This is a genomic window from Salmonella sp. 5800 (genome assembly GCF_046558195.1).
GTDB lineage: Bacteria > Pseudomonadota > Gammaproteobacteria > Enterobacterales > Enterobacteriaceae > Salmonella > Salmonella enterica.
Genome location: NZ_JBGDOX010000004.1, coordinates 52,060 through 71,893, shown reverse-complemented (window position 1 = coordinate 71,893; position 19,834 = coordinate 52,060). Strand labels below are relative to the sequence as shown.

The following is a 19,834-nucleotide window of genomic DNA, read 5'->3' as shown; positions in this document are numbered from 1 at the left end:
CGGGTCGCCCTTGTATCTGTTTGAAAGCCTGAATCAACTGATTCAAACCTACCTGCCGGAAGACCAGATTAAGCGTCTTCGGCAGGCGTATCTCGTTGCACGTGACGCTCACGAGGGCCAGACACGTTCAAGCGGTGAACCCTATATCACGCACCCGGTAGCGGTGGCCTGTATTCTGGCCGAGATGAAACTCGACTACGAAACGCTGATGGCCGCTCTGCTGCATGACGTGATTGAAGATACCCCCGCCACCTATCAGGACATGGAACAGCTTTTCGGTAAAAGCGTTGCCGAGCTGGTAGAGGGGGTGTCGAAACTTGATAAGCTCAAATTCCGCGATAAGAAAGAGGCGCAGGCCGAAAACTTTCGCAAAATGATTATGGCGATGGTGCAGGATATCCGCGTCATCCTCATTAAGCTTGCTGACCGTACCCATAACATGCGCACGCTGGGCTCGTTACGCCCGGATAAACGTCGTCGTATTGCCCGTGAAACCCTCGAAATCTACAGCCCGCTGGCGCACCGTTTAGGTATTCATCACATTAAAACCGAGCTGGAAGAGCTGGGTTTTGAAGCGCTGTATCCCAATCGTTACCGCGTCATTAAAGAAGTGGTAAAAGCGGCGCGCGGCAACCGTAAAGAGATGATCCAAAAAATCCTCTCTGAAATCGAAGGACGCTTGCAAGAGGCGGGAATTCCGTGTCGCGTTAGCGGTCGCGAAAAACATCTTTACTCGATCTACTGTAAAATGGTGCTCAAAGAGCAGCGTTTTCACTCGATCATGGACATTTACGCGTTCCGCGTCATCGTTCATGACTCCGATACCTGCTATCGCGTACTCGGCCAGATGCACAGTCTCTATAAGCCGCGTCCGGGACGCGTGAAAGACTATATAGCCATTCCCAAAGCGAACGGCTATCAGTCTTTGCACACCTCGATGATCGGCCCGCACGGCGTTCCTGTTGAAGTCCAGATCCGTACCGAAGACATGGATCAGATGGCGGAAATGGGGGTCGCGGCGCACTGGGCTTATAAAGAACACGGTGAGACCAGCACCACGGCGCAGATCCGCGCCCAGCGCTGGATGCAGAGCCTGCTGGAGCTACAACAGAGCGCCGGTAGTTCGTTTGAATTTATCGAAAGCGTAAAATCCGATCTCTTCCCGGATGAGATTTACGTTTTCACCCCGGAAGGGCGCATTGTCGAACTGCCCGCTGGCGCTACGCCGGTGGATTTTGCCTATGCAGTGCATACCGACATCGGCCACGCCTGCGTCGGCGCGCGTGTCGACCGGCAGCCTTATCCGCTGTCGCAGCCGCTTAGCAGCGGTCAGACCGTCGAAATTATTACCGCGCCGGGCGCGCGTCCCAACGCCGCCTGGCTGAACTTTGTCGTCAGCTCTAAAGCGCGCGCTAAAATTCGTCAGTTGCTGAAAAACCTCAAACGTGATGACTCCGTAAGCCTGGGCCGTCGTCTGCTTAACCATGCCTTAGGCGGTAGTCGTAAGCTGGCGGAAATTCCGCAGGAAAATATTCAGCGCGAATTGGATCGTATGAAGCTGGCAACGCTTGACGATCTGCTGGCGGAAATCGGTCTCGGCAACGCGATGAGCGTAGTGGTCGCGAAAAATCTGCAGCAAGGCGAAGCCGTGGTGCCGACCGTTGCGCAATCGAATCACGGCCACCTGCCGATTAAAGGCGCGGATGGTGTGCTTATCACCTTTGCGAAGTGTTGTCGTCCGATCCCAGGCGACCCGATCATCGCTCACGTCAGCCCAGGTAAAGGACTGGTGATCCACCATGAATCCTGCCGTAATATCCGTGGATACCAGAAAGAGCCAGAGAAATTTATGGCGGTCGAATGGGACAAAGAGACGGAGCAGGAATTCATTACCGAAATCAAGGTGGAAATGTTTAACCATCAGGGCGCGCTGGCTAACCTGACGGCGGCGATTAATACCACCACCTCCAATATTCAAAGCCTGAATACTGAAGAGAAAGATGGTCGCGTCTATAGTACCTTTATTCGCCTTACCGCACGCGATCGCGTACATCTGGCGAATATCATGCGCAAAATCCGCGTGATGCCAGACGTCATTAAAGTCACCCGTAACCGAAACTAGCGCTATGAATCCAAAACGTTATGCGCGTATATGCGAAATGCTCGCCAGGCGTCAGCCTGATCTCACGGTCTGCATGGAGCAAGTCCACAAACCTCATAACGTTTCTGCAATCATTCGTACCGCAGATGCCGTTGGTGTCCATGAAGTCCATGCCATCTGGCCTGGTAGCCGGATGCGCACCATGGCTTCCGCGGCGGCGGGCAGCAACAGTTGGGTACAGGTGAAAACTCACCGTACCATTGGCGATGCGGTAGCCCATTTGAAAGGACGGGGAATGCAGATTCTGGCAACCCATCTTTCTGATAAGGCCGTAGACTTTCGCGAGATTGATTACACGCGCCCGACCTGTATTCTGATGGGTCAGGAGAAAACCGGTATTACTCAGGAAGCATTAGACCTGGCGGATCGGGATATCATCATTCCGATGATCGGCATGGTACAGTCGCTGAATGTTTCCGTCGCCTCCGCGCTCATTCTTTATGAAGCCCAGCGCCAGCGACAGAACGCGGGCATGTATCTGCGTGAAAATAGCATGTTGCCGGAAGATGAACAGCAGCGCCTGCTGTTTGAGGGTGGTTATCCGGTGCTGGCGAAAGTCGCTAAACGTAAAGGTCTGCCTTATCCTCGCGTCAATCAGCAGGGCGAAATCGACGCCGATGCTGACTGGTGGGCGACGATGCAGGCGGCTGGGTAATCACCATGTCAGGCCGCTTGTTAGACGCTGTTCCGCTCAATTCCCTGACAGGCGTCGGCGCAGCGCAAAGCAGTAAACTGGCGAAAATTGGCCTGCATACCGTGCAGGACCTCCTGCTCCACCTCCCTCTGCGTTACGAAGACCGTACCCATCTCTACCCTATTGGCGAACTGCTGCCTGGCATCTACGCCACCGTTGAAGGTGAAGTGCTGAACTGCAATATCACTTTCGGCGGTCGCCGGATGATGACCTGCCAGATTAGCGACGGTTCCGGCATTCTTACCATGCGCTTTTTCAATTTTAACGCGGCGATGAAAAACAGCCTGGCGACGGGGCGGCGTGTGCTGGCCTACGGGGAAGCGAAGCGCGGCAAGTATGGCGCAGAGATGATCCATCCGGAATATCGCCTGCAGGGCGATCTCAGCACGCCGGAACTTCAGGAAACGCTCACCCCCGTCTATCCGACCACCGAGGGCGTGAAGCAAGCGACACTGCGCAAGCTTACCGATCAGGCGCTGGAGTTGCTCGACACCTGCGCCATTGCCGAACTACTACCGCCGGAACTGGCGCAGGGTATGATGAGCCTGCCGGAGGCGCTACGTACCTTGCATCGCCCGCCGCCGACGCTCCAGCTCGCCGATTTAGAAACCGGCAAACACCCGGCGCAGCGGCGGCTTATTCTTGAAGAGCTACTGGCGCATAATCTCAGTATGCTGGCACTTCGCGCAGGCGCGCAGCGCTATCACGCGCAGCCGCTAAGTACCAACAACATATTGAAAGACAAGCTGCTGGCGTCGTTGCCGTTTAAACCCACCAGCGCGCAGGCGCGGGTGGTGGCAGAGATCGAACGTGATATGGCGCTGGATGTGCCGATGATGCGTCTGGTTCAGGGCGACGTCGGTTCAGGGAAAACGCTGGTTGCGGCGCTTGCCGCCTTGCGCGCTATTGCCCACGGTAAGCAGGTGGCGCTGATGGCGCCGACCGAATTGCTGGCTGAACAGCACGCAAATAATTTCCGCAACTGGTTCGAACCGTTGGGCGTTGAAGTGGGTTGGCTGGCAGGTAAGCAAAAAGGTAAAGCGCGTCAGGCGCAGCAAGAGGCTATTGCCAGCGGTCAGGTGCAGATGATTGTCGGCACCCACGCTATCTTTCAGGAACAGGTGCAGTTTAACGGGCTGGCGCTGGTCATTATCGATGAGCAGCACCGCTTTGGCGTCCACCAGCGGCTGGCATTGTGGGAAAAAGGCCAACAACAGGGCTTTCATCCGCATCAGTTGATTATGACCGCAACGCCCATTCCGCGCACCCTGGCGATGACTGCCTACGCCGATCTCGATACCTCGGTGATTGACGAGCTACCGCCGGGCCGTACCCCTGTCACTACCGTTGCGATTCCGGATACCCGTCGCCATGAAATCATTGATCGTGTGCGCAACGCCTGCACAACCGAAGGCCGTCAGGCCTACTGGGTCTGTACGCTGATTGAAGAGTCCGACCTGCTGGAAGCGCAGGCGGCGGAAGCCACCTGGGAGGAGCTCAAGCTGGCGTTACCGGAGTTGAATATCGGCCTGGTACACGGCCGCATGAAGCCCGCCGAAAAACAGGCGGTGATGCAGGCCTTTAAGCAGGGTGAACTGCATCTGCTGGTCGCCACTACGGTGATTGAGGTGGGGGTCGATGTTCCTAACGCCAGCCTGATGATTATTGAAAACCCGGAGCGACTGGGCCTGGCGCAATTACACCAGCTCAGAGGACGCGTTGGCCGTGGCGCGGTCGCATCGCACTGCGTGCTGCTCTATAAATCGCCGTTGTCGAAAACGGCGCAGAAGCGTTTACAGGTATTGCGCGACAGCAACGACGGCTTTGTGATTGCACAAAAAGATTTAGAGATTCGCGGCCCGGGGGAATTACTGGGCACGCGCCAGACGGGTAATGCCGAATTTAAAGTAGCTGATTTGCTGCGCGATCAAGCCATGATCCCCGAAGTTCAGCGTATTGCCCGTCATATTCACGAACGTTATCCGCAGCAGGCACAAGCGCTGATTGAGCGCTGGATGCCGGAAACCGAACGTTATTCCAACGCCTAATCCTATTCGCCGCGCGACAGAGCCGACAGAAGATCCTCAATCTGGATAGCGATAACGTCCTGGGCTGCCAGGGCATCGCGCGAGATACGCGTTGCCATCGCACTCTCCGGCTCGTCCCGCAGCATTGCCGCCGCCTTCTGCACCCCGTCGAGGATCATCTCCGACGTTAACTGCCGGGTTAAAAACGCCAGATTATTTTCCAACCACGGTTCTTCCGTCGCACCTAATGGTGGTTGCCACTGCCACGAGCCTTCTGGCCAAAGCGGGTTAACCTCTACCGGATAAATTAAATGCGCGGCGTACTGCAACGCGCATACCGCTTTACCCGGCGTATCCAGTGACCACCACTGATTCCAGAGCGAACGGATAAACGGCGCAACGCCGCCGAGAACATTGAAGGTATCCAGCCAGGTCAGCGGAGAATTGAAACCGCGCTCGTGATTGATTCGCGCCAGCATGGTCTCCAGCAAAAAATGCCGTACCTGCTGGCGCTGAGCGGCATCCATCATTTCCCGCCAGAGATAAGGCCGCCGTAACGCGCGCAGGAAAGACTCCTCGAAGTGATCGCCATAGCCATGGGTTAACAGCGTTTCGCGCCAACAGGCAAGGCACAGCGGAAACAGATAACGAAACAATTCCGGCTGCATCGGCTCGTGGTAAACCAGATTCAGCACATAATAAACGCTCAGATGCCAATCGGTAATCTGCCGCCAGTCCGTCGCCGCCAGCGCCTGCAACTCAGCATCGGCATAGTCAAACTCCGCTTCCCATACGTTAAGAACCGGCGGCTCATCGCCAAAAATATGACGACAGCGTTCACGCAGGGTTTCAGGTTGACGGCAACGTTTTTTCATCTTTATCCGGCAAACATTGGCAGCATCAGGTACAGCTTGATCACCAACGCATTGACGATATCGATAAAGAACGCGCCGACCATCGGCACCACCAGGAACGCCATATGCGAGGGGCCAAAACGGTCGGTAATCGCCTGCATATTAGCAATGGCGGTCGGCGTTGCGCCCAGGCCAAAACCACAGTGACCCGCCGCCAGCACCGCCGCATCGTAGTTTTTCCCCATCATGCGCCAGGTGACGAAGATCGCGTACAGCGCCATGAAGATGGTCTGTACCACCAGAATCGCCAGCATCGGCAGCGCCAGCGACGCCAGTTCCCACAGCTTCAGGCTCATCAGCGCCATTGCCAGGAACAGTGACAAACTCACGTTCCCCAGCACCGAAACAGCACGCTCAAATACGCGATAAAAACCCACCAGCGCCAGGCCATTGCTGAGGATCACCCCAACAAATAGCACACAAACGAAGACCGGCAGTTCAAGCACCGTTCCCGCCAGTAGCTGCGCTACGATTTTGCCCACGGTCAGACAGATAGCAATCAGGGCGATAGTTTCGATTAGCACCAGAGAGGTGATCATACGACCCACATCCGGCTTTTCAAAGGCTGTCGGCACGGCCTGATCGTCAGGCATTCCATCCGGCGTGGTGGAGTGTTTCACCAGATAACGCGCTACCGGGCCGCCAATCAACCCGCCCAGCACCAGGCCAAAGGTTGCACATGCCATCGCAACTTCGGTGGCATTGGCAAAACCATAACGTTCGACAAACAGTTTACTCCACGCCGCGCCGGTACCGTGTCCGCCGGACAGCGTAATTGACCCGGCAATCAGCCCCATTAACGGGTCCAGCCCCAACAGACTCGCCATGCCGATACCGATGGCATTCTGCATCAGCAGTAATCCGACCACGACGACCAGGAAGACGCCAACAACGCGTCCCCCCTTGCGCAGGCTGGCAAGGTTAGCGTTAAGGCCGATCGTCGCGAAAAACGCCAGCATCAACGGATCGCGCAGGGTCATATCAAAGTTGACCTCCCAACCGACGCTTTTTTTCAGCACAAGCAGAGCAACCGCGACCAGTAACCCCCCCGCCACCGGTTCCGGAATCGTATATTTCTTCAGTAAGGAGACAGACTGGACCAGCTTGCGACCCAGTAGCAGCACCAGCGTGGCGGCGACAAGGGTCGATAAGGTATCGAGTTCAAACATTTAAAGCTCCTGTAGTGCGCTGTGACATGTGCGCACAAATCATTTCCTGAGTCAGTTTTTTAGCTCTTTGCGAGTCTTCGGCATGGATTTTAAGCAGAAAAAGGCAAAAAGTTATATAAAAAGGTGCATTTATCTTTTTTAAATATTAAGAATATTCGCTCGCAATCGTTTGCTTTTACCACCTGGTCAGATAAAATCACCGCTTTTCCACCACGAGAATGTCCCTGATGTCCGTTAACGCCATCGAGTCGGCAGATGCGCAACCGGTTGCGCAGACGCAAAACAGCGAATTAATTTACCGTCTTGAAGATCGCCCGCCGCTCCCTCAAACCCTTTTTGCCGCTTGTCAGCATCTGCTGGCCATGTTTGTCGCGGTAATCACGCCAGCGCTGTTAATCTGCCAGGCGTTGGGTTTACCGGCGCAGGATACGCAGCACATTATCAGCATGTCGCTGTTCGCCTCCGGCGTAGCCTCTATTATTCAAATCAAAGCGTGGGGGCCGGTAGGATCGGGGCTGTTATCCATCCAGGGAACCAGTTTTAACTTTGTCGCCCCGCTGATTATGGGCGGTACCGCGCTGAAAACCGGCGGCGCGGACGTCCCGACGATGATGGCGGCGCTGTTCGGCACGCTGATGCTGGCAAGCTGCACCGAGATGGTGCTTTCTCGCATTCTACATCTGGCGCGCCGGATTATCACGCCGTTAGTCTCCGGCGTCGTGGTAATGATTATTGGCCTGTCGCTGATTCAGGTGGGGCTAACCTCCATCGGCGGCGGCTATGCCGCAATGAGCGACAACACCTTTGGCGCACCGAAAAACCTGCTGCTGGCCGGCGTCGTCCTGGCCATTATTATCCTGCTGAATCGGCAGCGTAATCCCTACCTGCGCGTGGCTTCTTTGGTTATTGCCATGGCGGCTGGCTATCTTTTGGCCTGGTTTATGGGCATGTTGCCTGAGAATAACGCGCCGGTCTCACAGGACATCCTGATGGTGCCGACCCCGCTGTATTATGGTCTGGGCATTGACTGGAACCTGTTACTGCCGTTGATGCTGGTCTTTATGATTACGTCGCTGGAGACCATCGGCGACATCACCGCCACCTCTGATGTCTCCGAGCAGCCGGTATCCGGCCCCTTGTACATGAAACGGCTAAAGGGCGGCGTACTGGCTAACGGCCTGAACTCATTTGTTTCAGCGGTATTTAATACGTTCCCGAATTCCTGTTTCGGTCAGAACAACGGCGTAATTCAGTTGACCGGCGTCGCCAGTCGCTATGTGGGATTTGTCGTCGCGCTGATGCTGATTGTGCTCGGCCTGTTCCCGGCGGTAAGCGGTTTTGTGCAGCATATCCCGGAACCGGTGCTCGGCGGCGCCACGTTGGTGATGTTCGGCACCATTGCCGCCTCCGGGGTGCGTATTGTCTCGCGTGAGCCGCTGAACCGCCGCGCGATTCTGATTATCGCCCTGTCGCTGGCCGTGGGTCTTGGCGTCTCGCAACAGCCGCAGATCCTGCAGTTCGCGCCGGAATGGGTGAAAAATCTGCTCTCATCCGGAATTGCCGCTGGCGGCATCACGGCTATCGTGCTGAACCTGATTCTCCCGCCGGAAAAACCGTAAACATCCTGCGGCGGCGACACGATTCGCCGCTGCTGTAACGCTCTTTCACCATTCCTGTCTTGAGGATTGCACGCAAATCGTGCATAAATCCCCTATGTGCATTTCACGGGATGGAAGACCATGAAATTGATTGGGAGGTTGCTTCTCTACGTGCTGATCGCCTGTTTAGTGGTGATTTTCGGCTTTTATTTTCTGCTGCAAACGCGCTGGGGCGCAGATCATGTCAGCAACTGGGTATCAGAGAACAGCGGTTATCACCTCACATTCGACGTGATGGATCATCGTTTTTCCGCCCCATCCCATCTTTTACTGGAGAATGTGACCTTTGGTCGTGATGGTCAGCCTGCTACCCTGGTCGCGAAAACCGTAGATATCGGTCTGAGCATTCGCCAGTTAACCGCGCCGCTGCATGTCGACACGATTCTGTTACAGGACGGCACGCTGAATATTTCAGTGCAAACCGCCCCTTTCCCGTTTGAGGCCGACCGCCTGCAACTTCGCAATATGGCGCTCAATAGTCCCGGTAGCGAATGGCGGTTGAGCGCCCAGCGCGTTAACGGCGGCGTTATGCCCTGGCGCCCCGAAGCCGGTCGGGTATTGGGCAATAAAGCCCAGATCCAACTGAGCGCTGGTTCGCTGACGTTAAACGACGTTCCCGCCACTAATGTGCTTATTGAAGGCAGTATCGACCATAATCAGGTGATGTTAAACACCGTCGGCGCCGATATGGCGCGCGGAGCGTTAACCGGCGTCGCCCGGCGTAACGCTGACGGTAGTTGGGTCGTTGAAAATCTGCGGCTGAATGATATTCGGTTACAAAGCGATAAATCCCTGAGCGAGTTTTTCGCGCCGCTTACTACGGTTCCATCTTTGCAGATTGGTCGTCTTGAAGTGACGGACTCCAGCCTGCAAGGACCAGACTGGGCAGTCACCGATCTTGACCTGAGTTTGCGCAATCTGACTCTGCGCAAAGAAGACTGGCAAAGTCAGGAAGGTAAATTATCGATGAACGCCAGCGAGTTTATTTACGGCTCGCTGCACTTGCTCGATCCAATCCTGAACGCCGAATTTTCACCACAGGGCGTTGCGCTACGCCAGTTCACTACCCGCTGGGAAGGCGGTATGGTCAGAACTTCCGGCGCCTGGTTACGCGAAGGCAAAGCGCTTATTCTGGACGATACCGCTATCGCCGGGCTGGAGTATACGCTGCCGGAAAACTGGAAGCAGTTATGGATGAAGCCGTTGCCCGACTGGCTGAACAGCCTGACGCTGAAAAAATTCAGCGCCAGCCGCAATCTGGTGATCGATATCGACCCGACCTTCCCGTGGCAAATCACCGCTCTGGACGGCTACGGCGCAAATCTGGAGCTGGTACAACATCATCAATGGGGCGTCTGGAGCGGCAATGCGACCCTCAACGCCGCAGCGGCAACCTTTAACCGTGTGGACGTGCGCCGCCCGTCGCTGTCGTTGACGGCGAATGCCAGCACGGTCAACATCAGCGATCTGAGCGCGTTTACTGGAAAAGGGATACTGGAAGCCACTGCCAGCGTATCGCAACTGCCGCAGCGTCAGACGCAAATCAGCCTGAACGGACGCGGCGTACCAATGGATGTGCTACAGCAGTGGGGCTGGCCGGCATTACCGATTGCTGGCGATGGCAATATTCAGCTCACGGCCAGCGGCAATATTCAGGCCGATGCGCCGTTGAAACCGACGGTAAACGGGCAATTACACGCGGTCAACGCACAAAAGCAGCAGATAACGCAGACGATGCAAGCGGGCGTGGTGTCCGGCGGGGAAGTTACGTCAACGGAGCCAGCGCTGTAATTGAGGGCTTGCCCGGTGGCGGTGGCGCTTACCGGGCTTACGGTTCTTGCTCATTTGTAGGCCGGATAAGCGCAGCTCACGGCGCCATCCGGCGATTCAGATTTAAAGCGTAATCACCACTTCATTTCCCTGCGGGGTGATCACTACGCCCAGTTCACTTTCCGCATATGAACCGCATTTGGTACCGCTAATCTGCGTAATATTACGCAGACACAGCGTCCAGTTGCGCGCCTCGCCTTCGCCGCTCACCGTAATGGTATTGCCTGTGCGTTTCGCCTGCAGCGTAAAGATTGTCGAACCATCCGTAGCAGGGACTTCGCAGACCGCTTCGCAGCCGTCATCCAGATGGAATAACTGGAAGGCCGTACCCTCATGCCACGCGTAATCGGGCTTCTGGCTATTGTTGCCCAGCGCCAGTAGTGTATTGTCACGCACGTACACTGGCAGGCTCAGGAAGTCATGCTGCTGTTTATGCCAGCGGCTGCCCTGCACTTCATCGTTGCGCCACAGGTGCGTCCAGCGGCCTTCTGGCAGGTAGAACTCCACGTCGCCCGCTTCACTAAATACCGGCGCTACCATGACCGCATCTCCCAGCATGTACTGGCGATCAAGATAATCACACGCCGGATCGTCCGGGAACTCCAGCATCATCGCCCGCATCATTGGCGTACCGGCTTCGTTGGCACGCGCCGCTTCCCGATACAGATACGGCATCATCCGGCACTTCTGTTCGGTGAAGAAGCGCACCACGTCACAGGACTCGTCGTCATAGGCCCACGGAACCCGGTAGGATTTGCTACCGTGCAGGCGGCTGTGGCTGGAGAGCAAGCCGAATGCGCACCAACGCTTGTAGACATGCGCCGGCGCGGTATTCTCGAATCCGCCAATATCATGGCTCCAGAAACCAAACCCTGACAGGCCGATGGACAGCCCGCCGCGCAGGCTTTCCGCCATCGATTCGTAGTTGGCGTAGCAGTCGCCGCCCCAGTGCACCGGGAACTGTTGCGCGCCCACCGAGGCGGAACGGGCGAACAGCACCGCCTCTTCAACGCCGACGGTCTCTTTCAGCACGTTCCACACCAGTTCGTTGTAGATGTAGGCATAATGGTTGTGCATTTTCTGTGGATCTGAACCATCAAACCACTGCACATCCGTTGGAATGCGTTCGCCGAAGTCAGTTTTGAAGCAGTCCACTCCCATCTCCACCAGGCCCTTCAGCTTGTCGGCATACCATTCGCAGGCTTGCGGGTTGGTGAAGTCGTAAATCGCCAGTCCCGGCTGCCATTTATCCCACTGCCACAAGGAGCCGTCCGGGCGTTTAAGCAAATATCCTTTCTCTTTCAGCTCCTGGAAGACCGGGGATTTCTGGCCGATGTAGGGGTTAATCCATACGCAGACTTTCAGCCCTTTCGCTTTCAGGCGGCGAATCATCCCTTTCGGATCGGGGAAAGTCACCGGGTCCCATTCAAAATCGCACCACTGGAAGGCCTTCATCCAGAAACAGTCGAAGTGGAAGACATGCAGCGGCAGATTGCGCTCGGCCATACCGTCGATAAAGCTGTTAACGGTCGCTTCGTCGTAGTTGGTGGTAAATGAGGTGGTCAGCCACAGGCCAAACGACCAGGCGGGCGGCAGCGCCGGACGACCCGTAAATTGGGTATAGCGGTTCAGCACGTCTTTCGGGGTCGGGCCGTCGATGACGAAGTATTCCAGATACTCGCTCTCGACGCTGAACTGAACTTTGGAGACTTTCTCGGAGCCAATTTCAAACGACACGCACTGCGGATGATTCACCAGCACACCGTAGCCACGGTTGGTGATATAGAACGGGATATTCTTGTACGATTGCTCGGTGCTGGTGCCGCCGTCGCGGTTCCAGGTCTCCACCGTCTGACCGTTACGCACCAGCGCGGTAAAACGCTCGCCAAGCCCGTAGACGGTTTCGCCCACGCCGAGATCCAGACGCTCGAACATGTAGTTGCGCCCGCTATTGGTGTCCTGCACATAGCCGTTATTTTTCAACTGACTACCGGTGATAAGTACACCGTTGCGCAGAAAATCCAGAGACCAGATCTCGCCTTTGGTGACGCGCACGCTCAGGCTGCCGCTCTTGAGTTCGGCAAATTCGGCGTTGTTCTGCATCTCCACGTTGATATCTTGCAAGACATTGAGCGGATAATGTGGGCCGTTATCCAAAGCGCCCTGGAAGTGTTCCATCCGTACACCTATCACTCCTTCCTGCGGCGAGAAAAAGCGCAGGGTAAACAACGGGGTATCCAGTTGCCAGGTTCGTTCGCGGACATCGCGCGGCGCGGCATAGATCACCATCTCATTCCCGTGCTGTTCAACGTCGAACACCTGAACCGGGTGAATCAAATTAAGGCCAGGCTGGATCAGCCAGTTTCCGTCGCTAATTTTCATAGTCTGTTCCTTTAGTTTTGCAATTCTTTATGGGTAAATTCTTGTTCGTTGCGGTGTGCGCCCTGCGCCAGTTGTTCCAGAATGGTTTTCAGGAACGGGCTTTTCAGGGTGTAGTAGCGTTTAGCGATCGCGGCGCTCAGCAGATAACAGATGGCCGGAACGATAGTGAACAGAGCGATGATGATGCTGATCGTGGCGCTGTTTTGCGTTTTCGCCGCCGCGTCGTAACCGCCGCCTGCCAGCATCCAGCCAATCAGCGCCCCGCCGAGGGCAAGACCCAGTTTCAGCACGAACAACGTGCCGGCAAAACTGATCCCCGTCAGGCGTTTGCCGTTACACCATTCGCCGTAGTCGACGGTGTCAGACATCATCACCCACTGGATAGGCGTGACTAACTGGTGCAATACGCCAATCACAAAGATAAAGACGAACATAGCGATCGTGGCGTGCATCGGTACGAAGAACATCGCCACGCTGATTACTGCGAGTAAAGCATTGGTCCACCAGAAAACGCTCACTTTGCATTTCCAGTCGGTCAACGGTTTTGCCAGCGCCGAGCCAATCAGGTTGCCGACGCAATAGGTGGTGAGGAAGGCGACAAACACGCCCGGTTTGCCCAATATCCAGGTGACGTAATACATCATCGCCCCGCCGCGCACGCATACCGCCAGAATATTCAGGATGGTGAGCAGGCCGACTATGCGCCACTGGTCGTTGTGCCAGATATCACGCAGGTCTTCACGCATGGAGGTATGGGTGGCAGGCGCTTCAACGCGCTCTTTGGTGGTAAAGAAGCAGAACGCCAGCATCAGGAACGCCACCACCGAGAGCGCCGCGATACCCCCCTGGAAGCCCAGCGCCTTATTCTCGCCGCCAATCAGTTTCACCAGAGGCATCATCAGTACGGTAGAAAGCATTCCGCCCGCCGTTGCCAGCACAAAGCGCCAGGATTGCAGGGAGATACGCTGCGTTGGGTCATTGGTTATTACACCCCCCAACGCGCAGTAAGGGATGTTGACCACAGTGTACAGAAGGGTGAGCAACGTGTAGGTGATGGCGGCATAAATCATTTTGCCGTTCAGACTGAGATCCGGCGTGCTATAAGCCAGCACACAAACGATACCAAACGGCAACGCGCCAAACAGCACCCAGGGTCGGAATTTGCCCCAGCGAGAGCGGGTGCGGTCGGCCAGCAGGCCCATGCAAGGGTCGGAGATGGCATCAAGCGCACGCGCCAGTAAAAACATGGTGCCAACAAAACCAGCGGGAATGCCGAAAATATCGGTATAGAAGAACATCATATATAACATGACGTTATCAAAGATGATGTGGCTGGCGGCATCGCCCATACCATAGCCAATCTTCTCCTTAACGGAGAGAATCTCACTTTTCATTACGCATCCTTAACGCTCACAACGCTCACTGATACCGGTTACAGTTTTTGTAAACCTTCCCTGCGAGCGTGAATATTCCGTTATTTGGTTATCAAATTACGATTCTTGTTTTCTGTGATCAGGGTAGCGTCAAAAAGTGTGATTAAATGTAACTAATGGATTTTATGGGGGTTTATATGAAACCGATCATGGCAGAAGGAAAGGGAAGTTAAAAAAGCACGGGAGGGGATGTGGAAACGCCAGGAAGTAGCTATAATGCGCGCGCCTCCATGTAGCAATCGAGGCGCGGAAGATCGTCGTCTCCGGTGAGGCGGCTGGACTTCAAATCCAGTTGGGGCCGCCAGCGGTCCCGGGCAGGTTCGACTCCTGTGATCTTCCGCCAACATCCTTCTCTCATGCCCACCATTCGTTCTCTATTTCGGGACAAAGTATTTGCTTATTATTAAGACTAGTTCTTGCATATAATACGAAAGGAAAGGTGGATAGAGAAAGTGGAATATTATTTTATTAATCACCATTTACCGATTGCTAAAACCGAACGTCCATTTATTGTGGGATATCGTCTGCAAAGAAGGGATAAAAGTACGCCAGGACTAACGCGGGCGGGACTTAACTAATCACCAAACGAACTTGTGGGTCATACTTACAGGCTCATCCTTTCTCAAAAGAGATACGCTTACCAGGCCAAAATTATGAGATCAACGTATAGAGCCATCCGGATAAAGATACATGCCTCCCTCCAGATACACGGGTTCTCCTTCTTCTACCGCTAAATTATGATATAGCGATTGCATTTCATCATCTGCACTTTCTTCCGGTTGGTTTTCAACTCGATAATAGGTATCTACATCATAGTTCTGTTTACGGAGATCGTCGTCGCTGTATACGCCAAGCCGTTTTTTTAAGCCTGTTATATTAAATATCCATTTTAACCCATCTTTAATATAATAGGCATCACCATAAGCATTTTCATCGGGGCATTCTTTATAGCCCATCCGCAATGCAACATCACAGCCATGCTTACCAACATATTTATAACTCATATCCCCCCCACAATATGTTGCTTCAATATCCCAGATAAAATTCCTAACGAAAACCTATCCTGATAACCTATGCCACATGAAGGATAGAATTTAAACTAAAGTACACGTTATATTATCCCCTAAGTCCGTATCAAGTATGCGTATTCTGTAGTAGGTAGTAATATGTTCCAATTTATTAATGTGAGTTATATATGAAGAGATCATTTACAGCGATGATTATCGCTTTTATTACCGTCACGGCATCATCCGGTGCGCTTGCCTGCCCAAAGGGTCAACATCCACATGGGGGTACGGGCTCACATCATAAGGGTGGATGGTGTTCATACGAGCAGTAACGTCGCAGCTTACTCATCTACTTGAAGGCACTATAGCCTTACGTTTATCAACGCAGGCGCTACGTTTGTCGATGCCGTAACTTTCTGAAGAAAAAACATGAACGAGTTGGTATCGATCGCAAAGAATATGGTTACCAACAACAGTCACCTTGTCTCCAGGCTGTCGATATTCTACGGACACGACAGGAAAGGATTTTATTAATTCCTTAGAAAAACCATGTTAATCAACAGGATAAATAGTTAAAACGTGATAAAAGGCGTAACCTTTGCCCGCTTAAAGCGGGCAAGATTGCAGGCAAGAGATGTTATTATACTAAAACATAAAAACAGGTGAGGCTGGTGTAATGAGAATCGACAAACTTTCACTGCTTAACTTTCGTTGCTTCAGACAGCTCGATATTACTTTTGATGAGCACATTACGATTCTGGTTGCACCGAATGGCGCGGGCAAGACGGCAGTGCTGGATGCGATACGCCTGGCGCTGTTTCCCTTTATTCGTGGTTTTGATGCCAGCCTCTACGTAAAAGATAAATCGCTGGCGATCCGTACAGAAGATGTACGTCTGGTTTTCCGCCCCGAAGCGCTGAACATGGAAATGTCGTCTCCGGCCATGATTACGGCTACCGGGGAATGGGAAAGTGGAAAAACGGCAACCTGGATGCTCGACAAGCGAGGAGAACAGCCGCCGCATGAAGATAAGACAGCGGCGCAGCTTACCCGTTGGGGTGAACAACTTCAGACGCTGGTGCGTGAAGAGCATAATTTGCAGCAGGTTGAGCTTCCCCTAATGCTTTATCTGGGGACTGCTCGCTTGTGGTATCAGGAACGTTATGAGGCACAGCCTACTGAACAGCGTCTGGATAACAGCGCCTTTTCACGTTTGTCTGGTTATGACGATTGCCTTTCTGCCACATCAAATTATAAGCAATTTGAACAATGGTATAGCTGGTTATGGCTTAGCTACCGTGAACATCAAATCACACAACTTGAATCACCTTCAGCAAAGTTAAAAGAAGGTGTTCGTGTTCAGCGGATGAAAGAAGCCATTCAAGCCATCCAGCAAGCCATTAACTGTCTGACGCAGGAAGTGACTGGCTGGCACGATCTGGAATACAGCTCCAGCCATAACCAGCAATTGGTGATGAACCATCCACAGCACGGTAAGATTCCCTTATCCCAGCTCAGCGACGGCCTGCGTAATGCGGTTGCGATGGTAGCGGATATCGCGTTTCGCTGTGTCAAACTCAACCCCCATTTACGCGATGAAGCCGCCTTAAAAACACAGGGGATTGTGCTGATCGATGAAGTCGATATGTTCCTGCACCCAGCCTGGCAGCAGCAAATTATCCAGTCTTTGCGCAGCGCATTTCCACTAATCCAGTTTATTGTCACTACCCATAGCCCGCAGGTTATCAGCACGGTAAAACGTGAATCCATTCGTCTGCTTGAGCAGGATGAGAATGGCAACGGGAAAGCGTTGATGCCGCTCGGAGCGACCTACGGCGAGCCGAGTAACGACGTGCTACAAAGTGTGATGGGTGTCGATCCGCAACCTCCGGTTAAGGAGAAGGCTGACCTACAAAAGCTGACGGCTTGGGTAGATCAAGGGAAGTACGACGAGCCAGAAGCACAGCAACTGATGGCTGCATTACAGGTGGCGCTGGGTGATCAACATCCACAACTCCAACGCTTACAGCGCAGCATTGCCCGGCAGAACATGCTGAAAGGGAAAGCGCAATGAGGCATGTGATAAAAACCCGACGTGGAACAGATGCCTTACTCACTGCACATGAGCAACCACCACAAAATTCAGATCAATCAACTCGTCGCTGGCAGCGCTTTGGTCGTGAGAATAAAGCAGCCTTAATGACTCTGCTTCTCAATGAGCAATATCACCTTTGCTGTTACAGCGAAATCCGTGCTGATTTGCGTGGCCTCGGCTATCACATTGAACACGTCGAAAATAAAAGTCAGCAGCCAGGGCGAACCTTCGATTATCAAAATCTCGCCGCCAGCGCGTTAGACTCTGAGAATGGTTTGCACCTGTTTGGTATCAACGCTTTCGGCGGTCACGCAAGAGGAAAACAAGAGGCCGTGGATATGGCAAATTTTATTCATTGTCACCTCCCTGACTGTTCTCGTTATTTTGCTTACCTTTCTGATGGCCGAATAGTACCGGCTGATGAGCTAAATGCCCAGGAAATGGAGAGGGCAGAATACACCATTGATCTACTAAATCTGAACAGCGGATTCCTTCAAACGGAACGTCGTAATCATTGGGAAGAGCTGGAACAGCTTTTTGAGGAACATATTGAAAAAGGCTGGGATCTGCAACAATTACTTCAGCTTGAGCTGGTCCCTTCACCAGATCATAAACTGCATGAATTCTTCAGCATTACACGCCAGTTTTTCCAGCAAGAAGCTGAACAGGTATTACAGATCCACGCCCCAGCATTAATTTAACACCACTATTCCTGATTCAGGGCGACAGCGTGATTTATTGTGAGTCGCCTTCCTGATTTACACCCGCAAGATTTATTCAACTTTATTTCACCGCATAATGTGTCTGCCACTCCCGGCATGCGCGTTTGCTTTTTACTGGCAGTTAGTTTAATTTTTTGTACGTATCCCACATAATCGTGCTATTCACATTTAGAGATTACGTCATCGATCTGCTGACGAAGGAATCTCTATGCGTAAAGCCCGTCTCACTGAGCATCAGAACATCGCCGTAATTAAGTTGGTCGAAGCTGGACGAGCGGTTAAAGATATCTGCCAGGAGGCGGATATTTGTGAAGTGACTGACGACATCTATGGACATTAGGTTTGACCACATCCTGTTTCTCACTAATGTGCTCCGGGAAAGAGTTTTCATCAAATGAGCAATTGAAAAAAGTAGCCAGAAGCTGAAGTTGTTTCGACCGATAAGTCTGTCGGTTGCTCAGACTGTCACGATCAGAATTAAGTCAGATCAACTTATTGGCAAGGTATAACTCCCGGCATTAAGTTACAAGATTTTCTCATGGCATTAGCATTACACCTCCTTAAAGTTTACATGCGTCTCTATAAAATAGTCTTAAATTTGTATATAAGAAGTTGATGAGAGCACAATTTTCACCATTAAGTCATTGAATAACAATGCAATAAAAGAAAAAATCTTAAATTAGGTTTTAATAATAAGAATTCATTACAGGTTGACAGGAATTACTTTTATATTTCATCACATCACCCCGATAGTGACGAAGGCAGCAGACAGATGGTATTGAGAACCGTTATTTATCACCCTCATGATTTAGCAAATAGTGCTGTTTTAAGATTTTTTATGATATTGGAGATACTGTATAAAAATCTCAATGCGTGAAATACGAATCCGAAATGATGTATTACGACTGTCGGATCTGTCATGGTTCCTTAAAGCTGTATTTTAGGTCTTTCCAGGAGTTTATGACACTGACAATAATTCGCGACTTTTGACAGCCGTAGCACTGTATATTATCTGGATTGACACATTTATTTACCAATGAAATATTAATAGAAACATCGACGGGAGTCGTTCAGGATGATGAGAAAGCCTTCACAAATTGTCCATTGCATTAGTTGCGATTTATCCTGTCAATTATTTCCTGACAGCGCAGTACGGGTGCAATACTGCCATAATGCGGCATTTTCCATCTGGCCAGATGGTAATGCTTTCCTGAAAAAAGGGTTTATTGAAAAGTTATTGCTTGATAGACACAACCATTTATCCAGCGGTTTTATCTTTGTTGATTTTTCTTTCCCGAATCTTCGACGATTTACCGATTTACAATGGGCTGACAGTCTGGCAAACAGTGGTATGCATATTGTCCTGATTTCTGACAGAAGTTTAACTCCGCTGGCCAATTACTGGATTTTGAAAAGCAATAAAATACAAGGAATTATTTATTCCGATGACGATGATATTGTGCAACAGCAAAAGATGCACCGCTTGTTTACCGGTCGGCTTGCCAACAGTAAACGTGGACGAACGCTTAACTATACGGAATTTATATTACTGAAGCGCTTTGTATCAGGAATAAGTATTCAGCAGATTGTAAATATTGACAATATTGATATTAAGAAACTTTATGTGCACAAGCTGCGGCTTGAAAATAAGCTAGGGCATAGCATTCATAAAATAATATCAAATATTTTATAGATCCGTTTCCATTTTTATTATTTCCATATTATTGCGATGTGGAAGACGC

Annotated in this window: 13 protein-coding genes, 1 tRNA gene and 3 pseudogenes; 12 read left to right on the top strand and 5 right to left on the bottom strand. The window is 52.3% G+C overall.

The features are described from left to right. Positions 1–10 precede the first annotated feature (10 nt). From spoT to recG, 3 genes are read left to right on the top strand one after another with little or no spacing between them, the layout of a single operon-like run. Entirely contained in the window at positions 11–2,122 is a 2,112-nt protein-coding gene (spoT, locus tag ACLJZ5_RS09685) for a bifunctional GTP diphosphokinase/guanosine-3',5'-bis pyrophosphate 3'-pyrophosphohydrolase (protein ID WP_000280481.1), read from the top strand. Between the two features lie 4 nt (positions 2,123–2,126). After that, on the top strand, positions 2,127–2,816 hold the full coding sequence (trmH, locus tag ACLJZ5_RS09680) for a tRNA (guanosine(18)-2'-O)-methyltransferase TrmH (protein WP_001068436.1): 690 nt from the start codon (positions 2,127–2,129) through the stop codon (positions 2,814–2,816). Between the two features lie 5 nt (positions 2,817–2,821). Next, complete coding sequence (gene recG / locus ACLJZ5_RS09675) at positions 2,822–4,903, top strand: ATP-dependent DNA helicase RecG (RefSeq protein WP_000016748.1); 2,082 nt, start codon at positions 2,822–2,824, stop codon at positions 4,901–4,903. A gap of 2 nt (positions 4,904–4,905) precedes the next feature. On the opposite strand, the gene ACLJZ5_RS09670 is transcribed toward recG, so the two are convergent. Beyond that, positions 4,906–5,757 carry a hypothetical protein gene (locus ACLJZ5_RS09670; RefSeq protein WP_000745469.1) on the bottom strand — a complete coding sequence of 284 codons (852 nt, stop codon included), beginning with the start codon at positions 5,755–5,757 and terminating at the stop codon, positions 4,906–4,908. Between the two features lie 2 nt (positions 5,758–5,759). Continuing rightward, positions 5,760–6,965: a sodium/glutamate symporter gene (gltS, locus tag ACLJZ5_RS09665; protein ID WP_000462251.1), complete on the bottom strand. Its 1,206-nt coding sequence runs from the start codon at positions 6,963–6,965 to the stop codon at positions 5,760–5,762. Between the two features lie 227 nt (positions 6,966–7,192). Between gltS and xanP the strand changes: the two genes are divergently transcribed. Further along, positions 7,193–8,584, top strand: coding sequence for a xanthine/proton symporter XanP (xanP, locus tag ACLJZ5_RS09660; protein WP_000115436.1), 1,392 nt, complete (start codon positions 7,193–7,195; stop codon positions 8,582–8,584). 120 nt (positions 8,585–8,704) lie between these two features. Next, positions 8,705–10,414 (top strand): AsmA family protein, encoded by a 1,710-nt coding sequence (locus tag ACLJZ5_RS09655; protein ID WP_024797506.1) that lies wholly within the window; start codon positions 8,705–8,707, stop codon positions 10,412–10,414. A 102-nt stretch (positions 10,415–10,516) separates the two neighbouring features. Here the strand turns inward: ACLJZ5_RS09655 and yicI are convergent, their stop codons facing one another. After that, positions 10,517–12,835, bottom strand: a complete 2,319-nt coding sequence (yicI, locus tag ACLJZ5_RS09650; RefSeq protein ID WP_024797507.1) for an alpha-xylosidase — start codon at positions 12,833–12,835, stop codon at positions 10,517–10,519. A gap of 11 nt (positions 12,836–12,846) precedes the next feature. After that, the gene (locus tag ACLJZ5_RS09645; protein WP_000834259.1) at positions 12,847–14,229 is read right to left on the bottom strand and encodes a glycoside-pentoside-hexuronide family transporter; all 1,383 of its coding nucleotides are present in this window, start codon (positions 14,227–14,229) and stop codon (positions 12,847–12,849) included. Between the two features lie 287 nt (positions 14,230–14,516). Here ACLJZ5_RS09645 and ACLJZ5_RS09640 point away from each other — a divergent pair. After that, a tRNA-Sec gene (locus tag ACLJZ5_RS09640) sits at positions 14,517–14,611 on the top strand. Between the two features lie 316 nt (positions 14,612–14,927). On the opposite strand, the gene ACLJZ5_RS09635 is transcribed toward ACLJZ5_RS09640, so the two are convergent. Beyond that, positions 14,928–15,272: a hypothetical protein gene (locus tag ACLJZ5_RS09635; RefSeq protein ID WP_000120776.1), complete on the bottom strand. Its 345-nt coding sequence runs from the start codon at positions 15,270–15,272 to the stop codon at positions 14,928–14,930. Between the two features lie 413 nt (positions 15,273–15,685). Between ACLJZ5_RS09635 and ACLJZ5_RS09630 the strand changes: the two are divergent. The 6 genes and pseudogenes from ACLJZ5_RS09630 to ACLJZ5_RS09605 form a co-directional block, all read left to right on the top strand. Continuing rightward, positions 15,686–15,817, top strand: a pseudogene (locus ACLJZ5_RS09630) (TA system toxin CbtA family protein); the annotation flags it as partial. A gap of 134 nt (positions 15,818–15,951) precedes the next feature. Continuing rightward, positions 15,952–17,143 (top strand): annotated as a pseudogene (locus tag ACLJZ5_RS09625) (AAA family ATPase). Further along, positions 17,140–17,349, top strand: a complete 210-nt coding sequence (locus ACLJZ5_RS09620) for a hypothetical protein (protein ID WP_125011023.1) — start codon at positions 17,140–17,142, stop codon at positions 17,347–17,349. The pseudogene ACLJZ5_RS09625 and the gene ACLJZ5_RS09620 overlap by 4 nt, the downstream one beginning before the upstream one ends. Further along, on the top strand, positions 17,346–18,071 hold the full coding sequence (locus ACLJZ5_RS09615) for a retron system putative HNH endonuclease (RefSeq protein ID WP_024797508.1): 726 nt from the start codon (positions 17,346–17,348) through the stop codon (positions 18,069–18,071). Before ACLJZ5_RS09620 ends, ACLJZ5_RS09615 begins: the two co-directional genes overlap by 4 nt. A 229-nt stretch (positions 18,072–18,300) precedes the next feature. Further along, positions 18,301–18,411 (top strand): annotated as a pseudogene (locus ACLJZ5_RS09610) (transposase); the annotation flags it as partial. 756 nt (positions 18,412–19,167) lie between these two features. Further along, complete coding sequence (locus tag ACLJZ5_RS09605) at positions 19,168–19,785, top strand: helix-turn-helix transcriptional regulator (protein WP_000984812.1); 618 nt, start codon at positions 19,168–19,170, stop codon at positions 19,783–19,785. Positions 19,786–19,834: the final 49 nt, after the last annotated feature.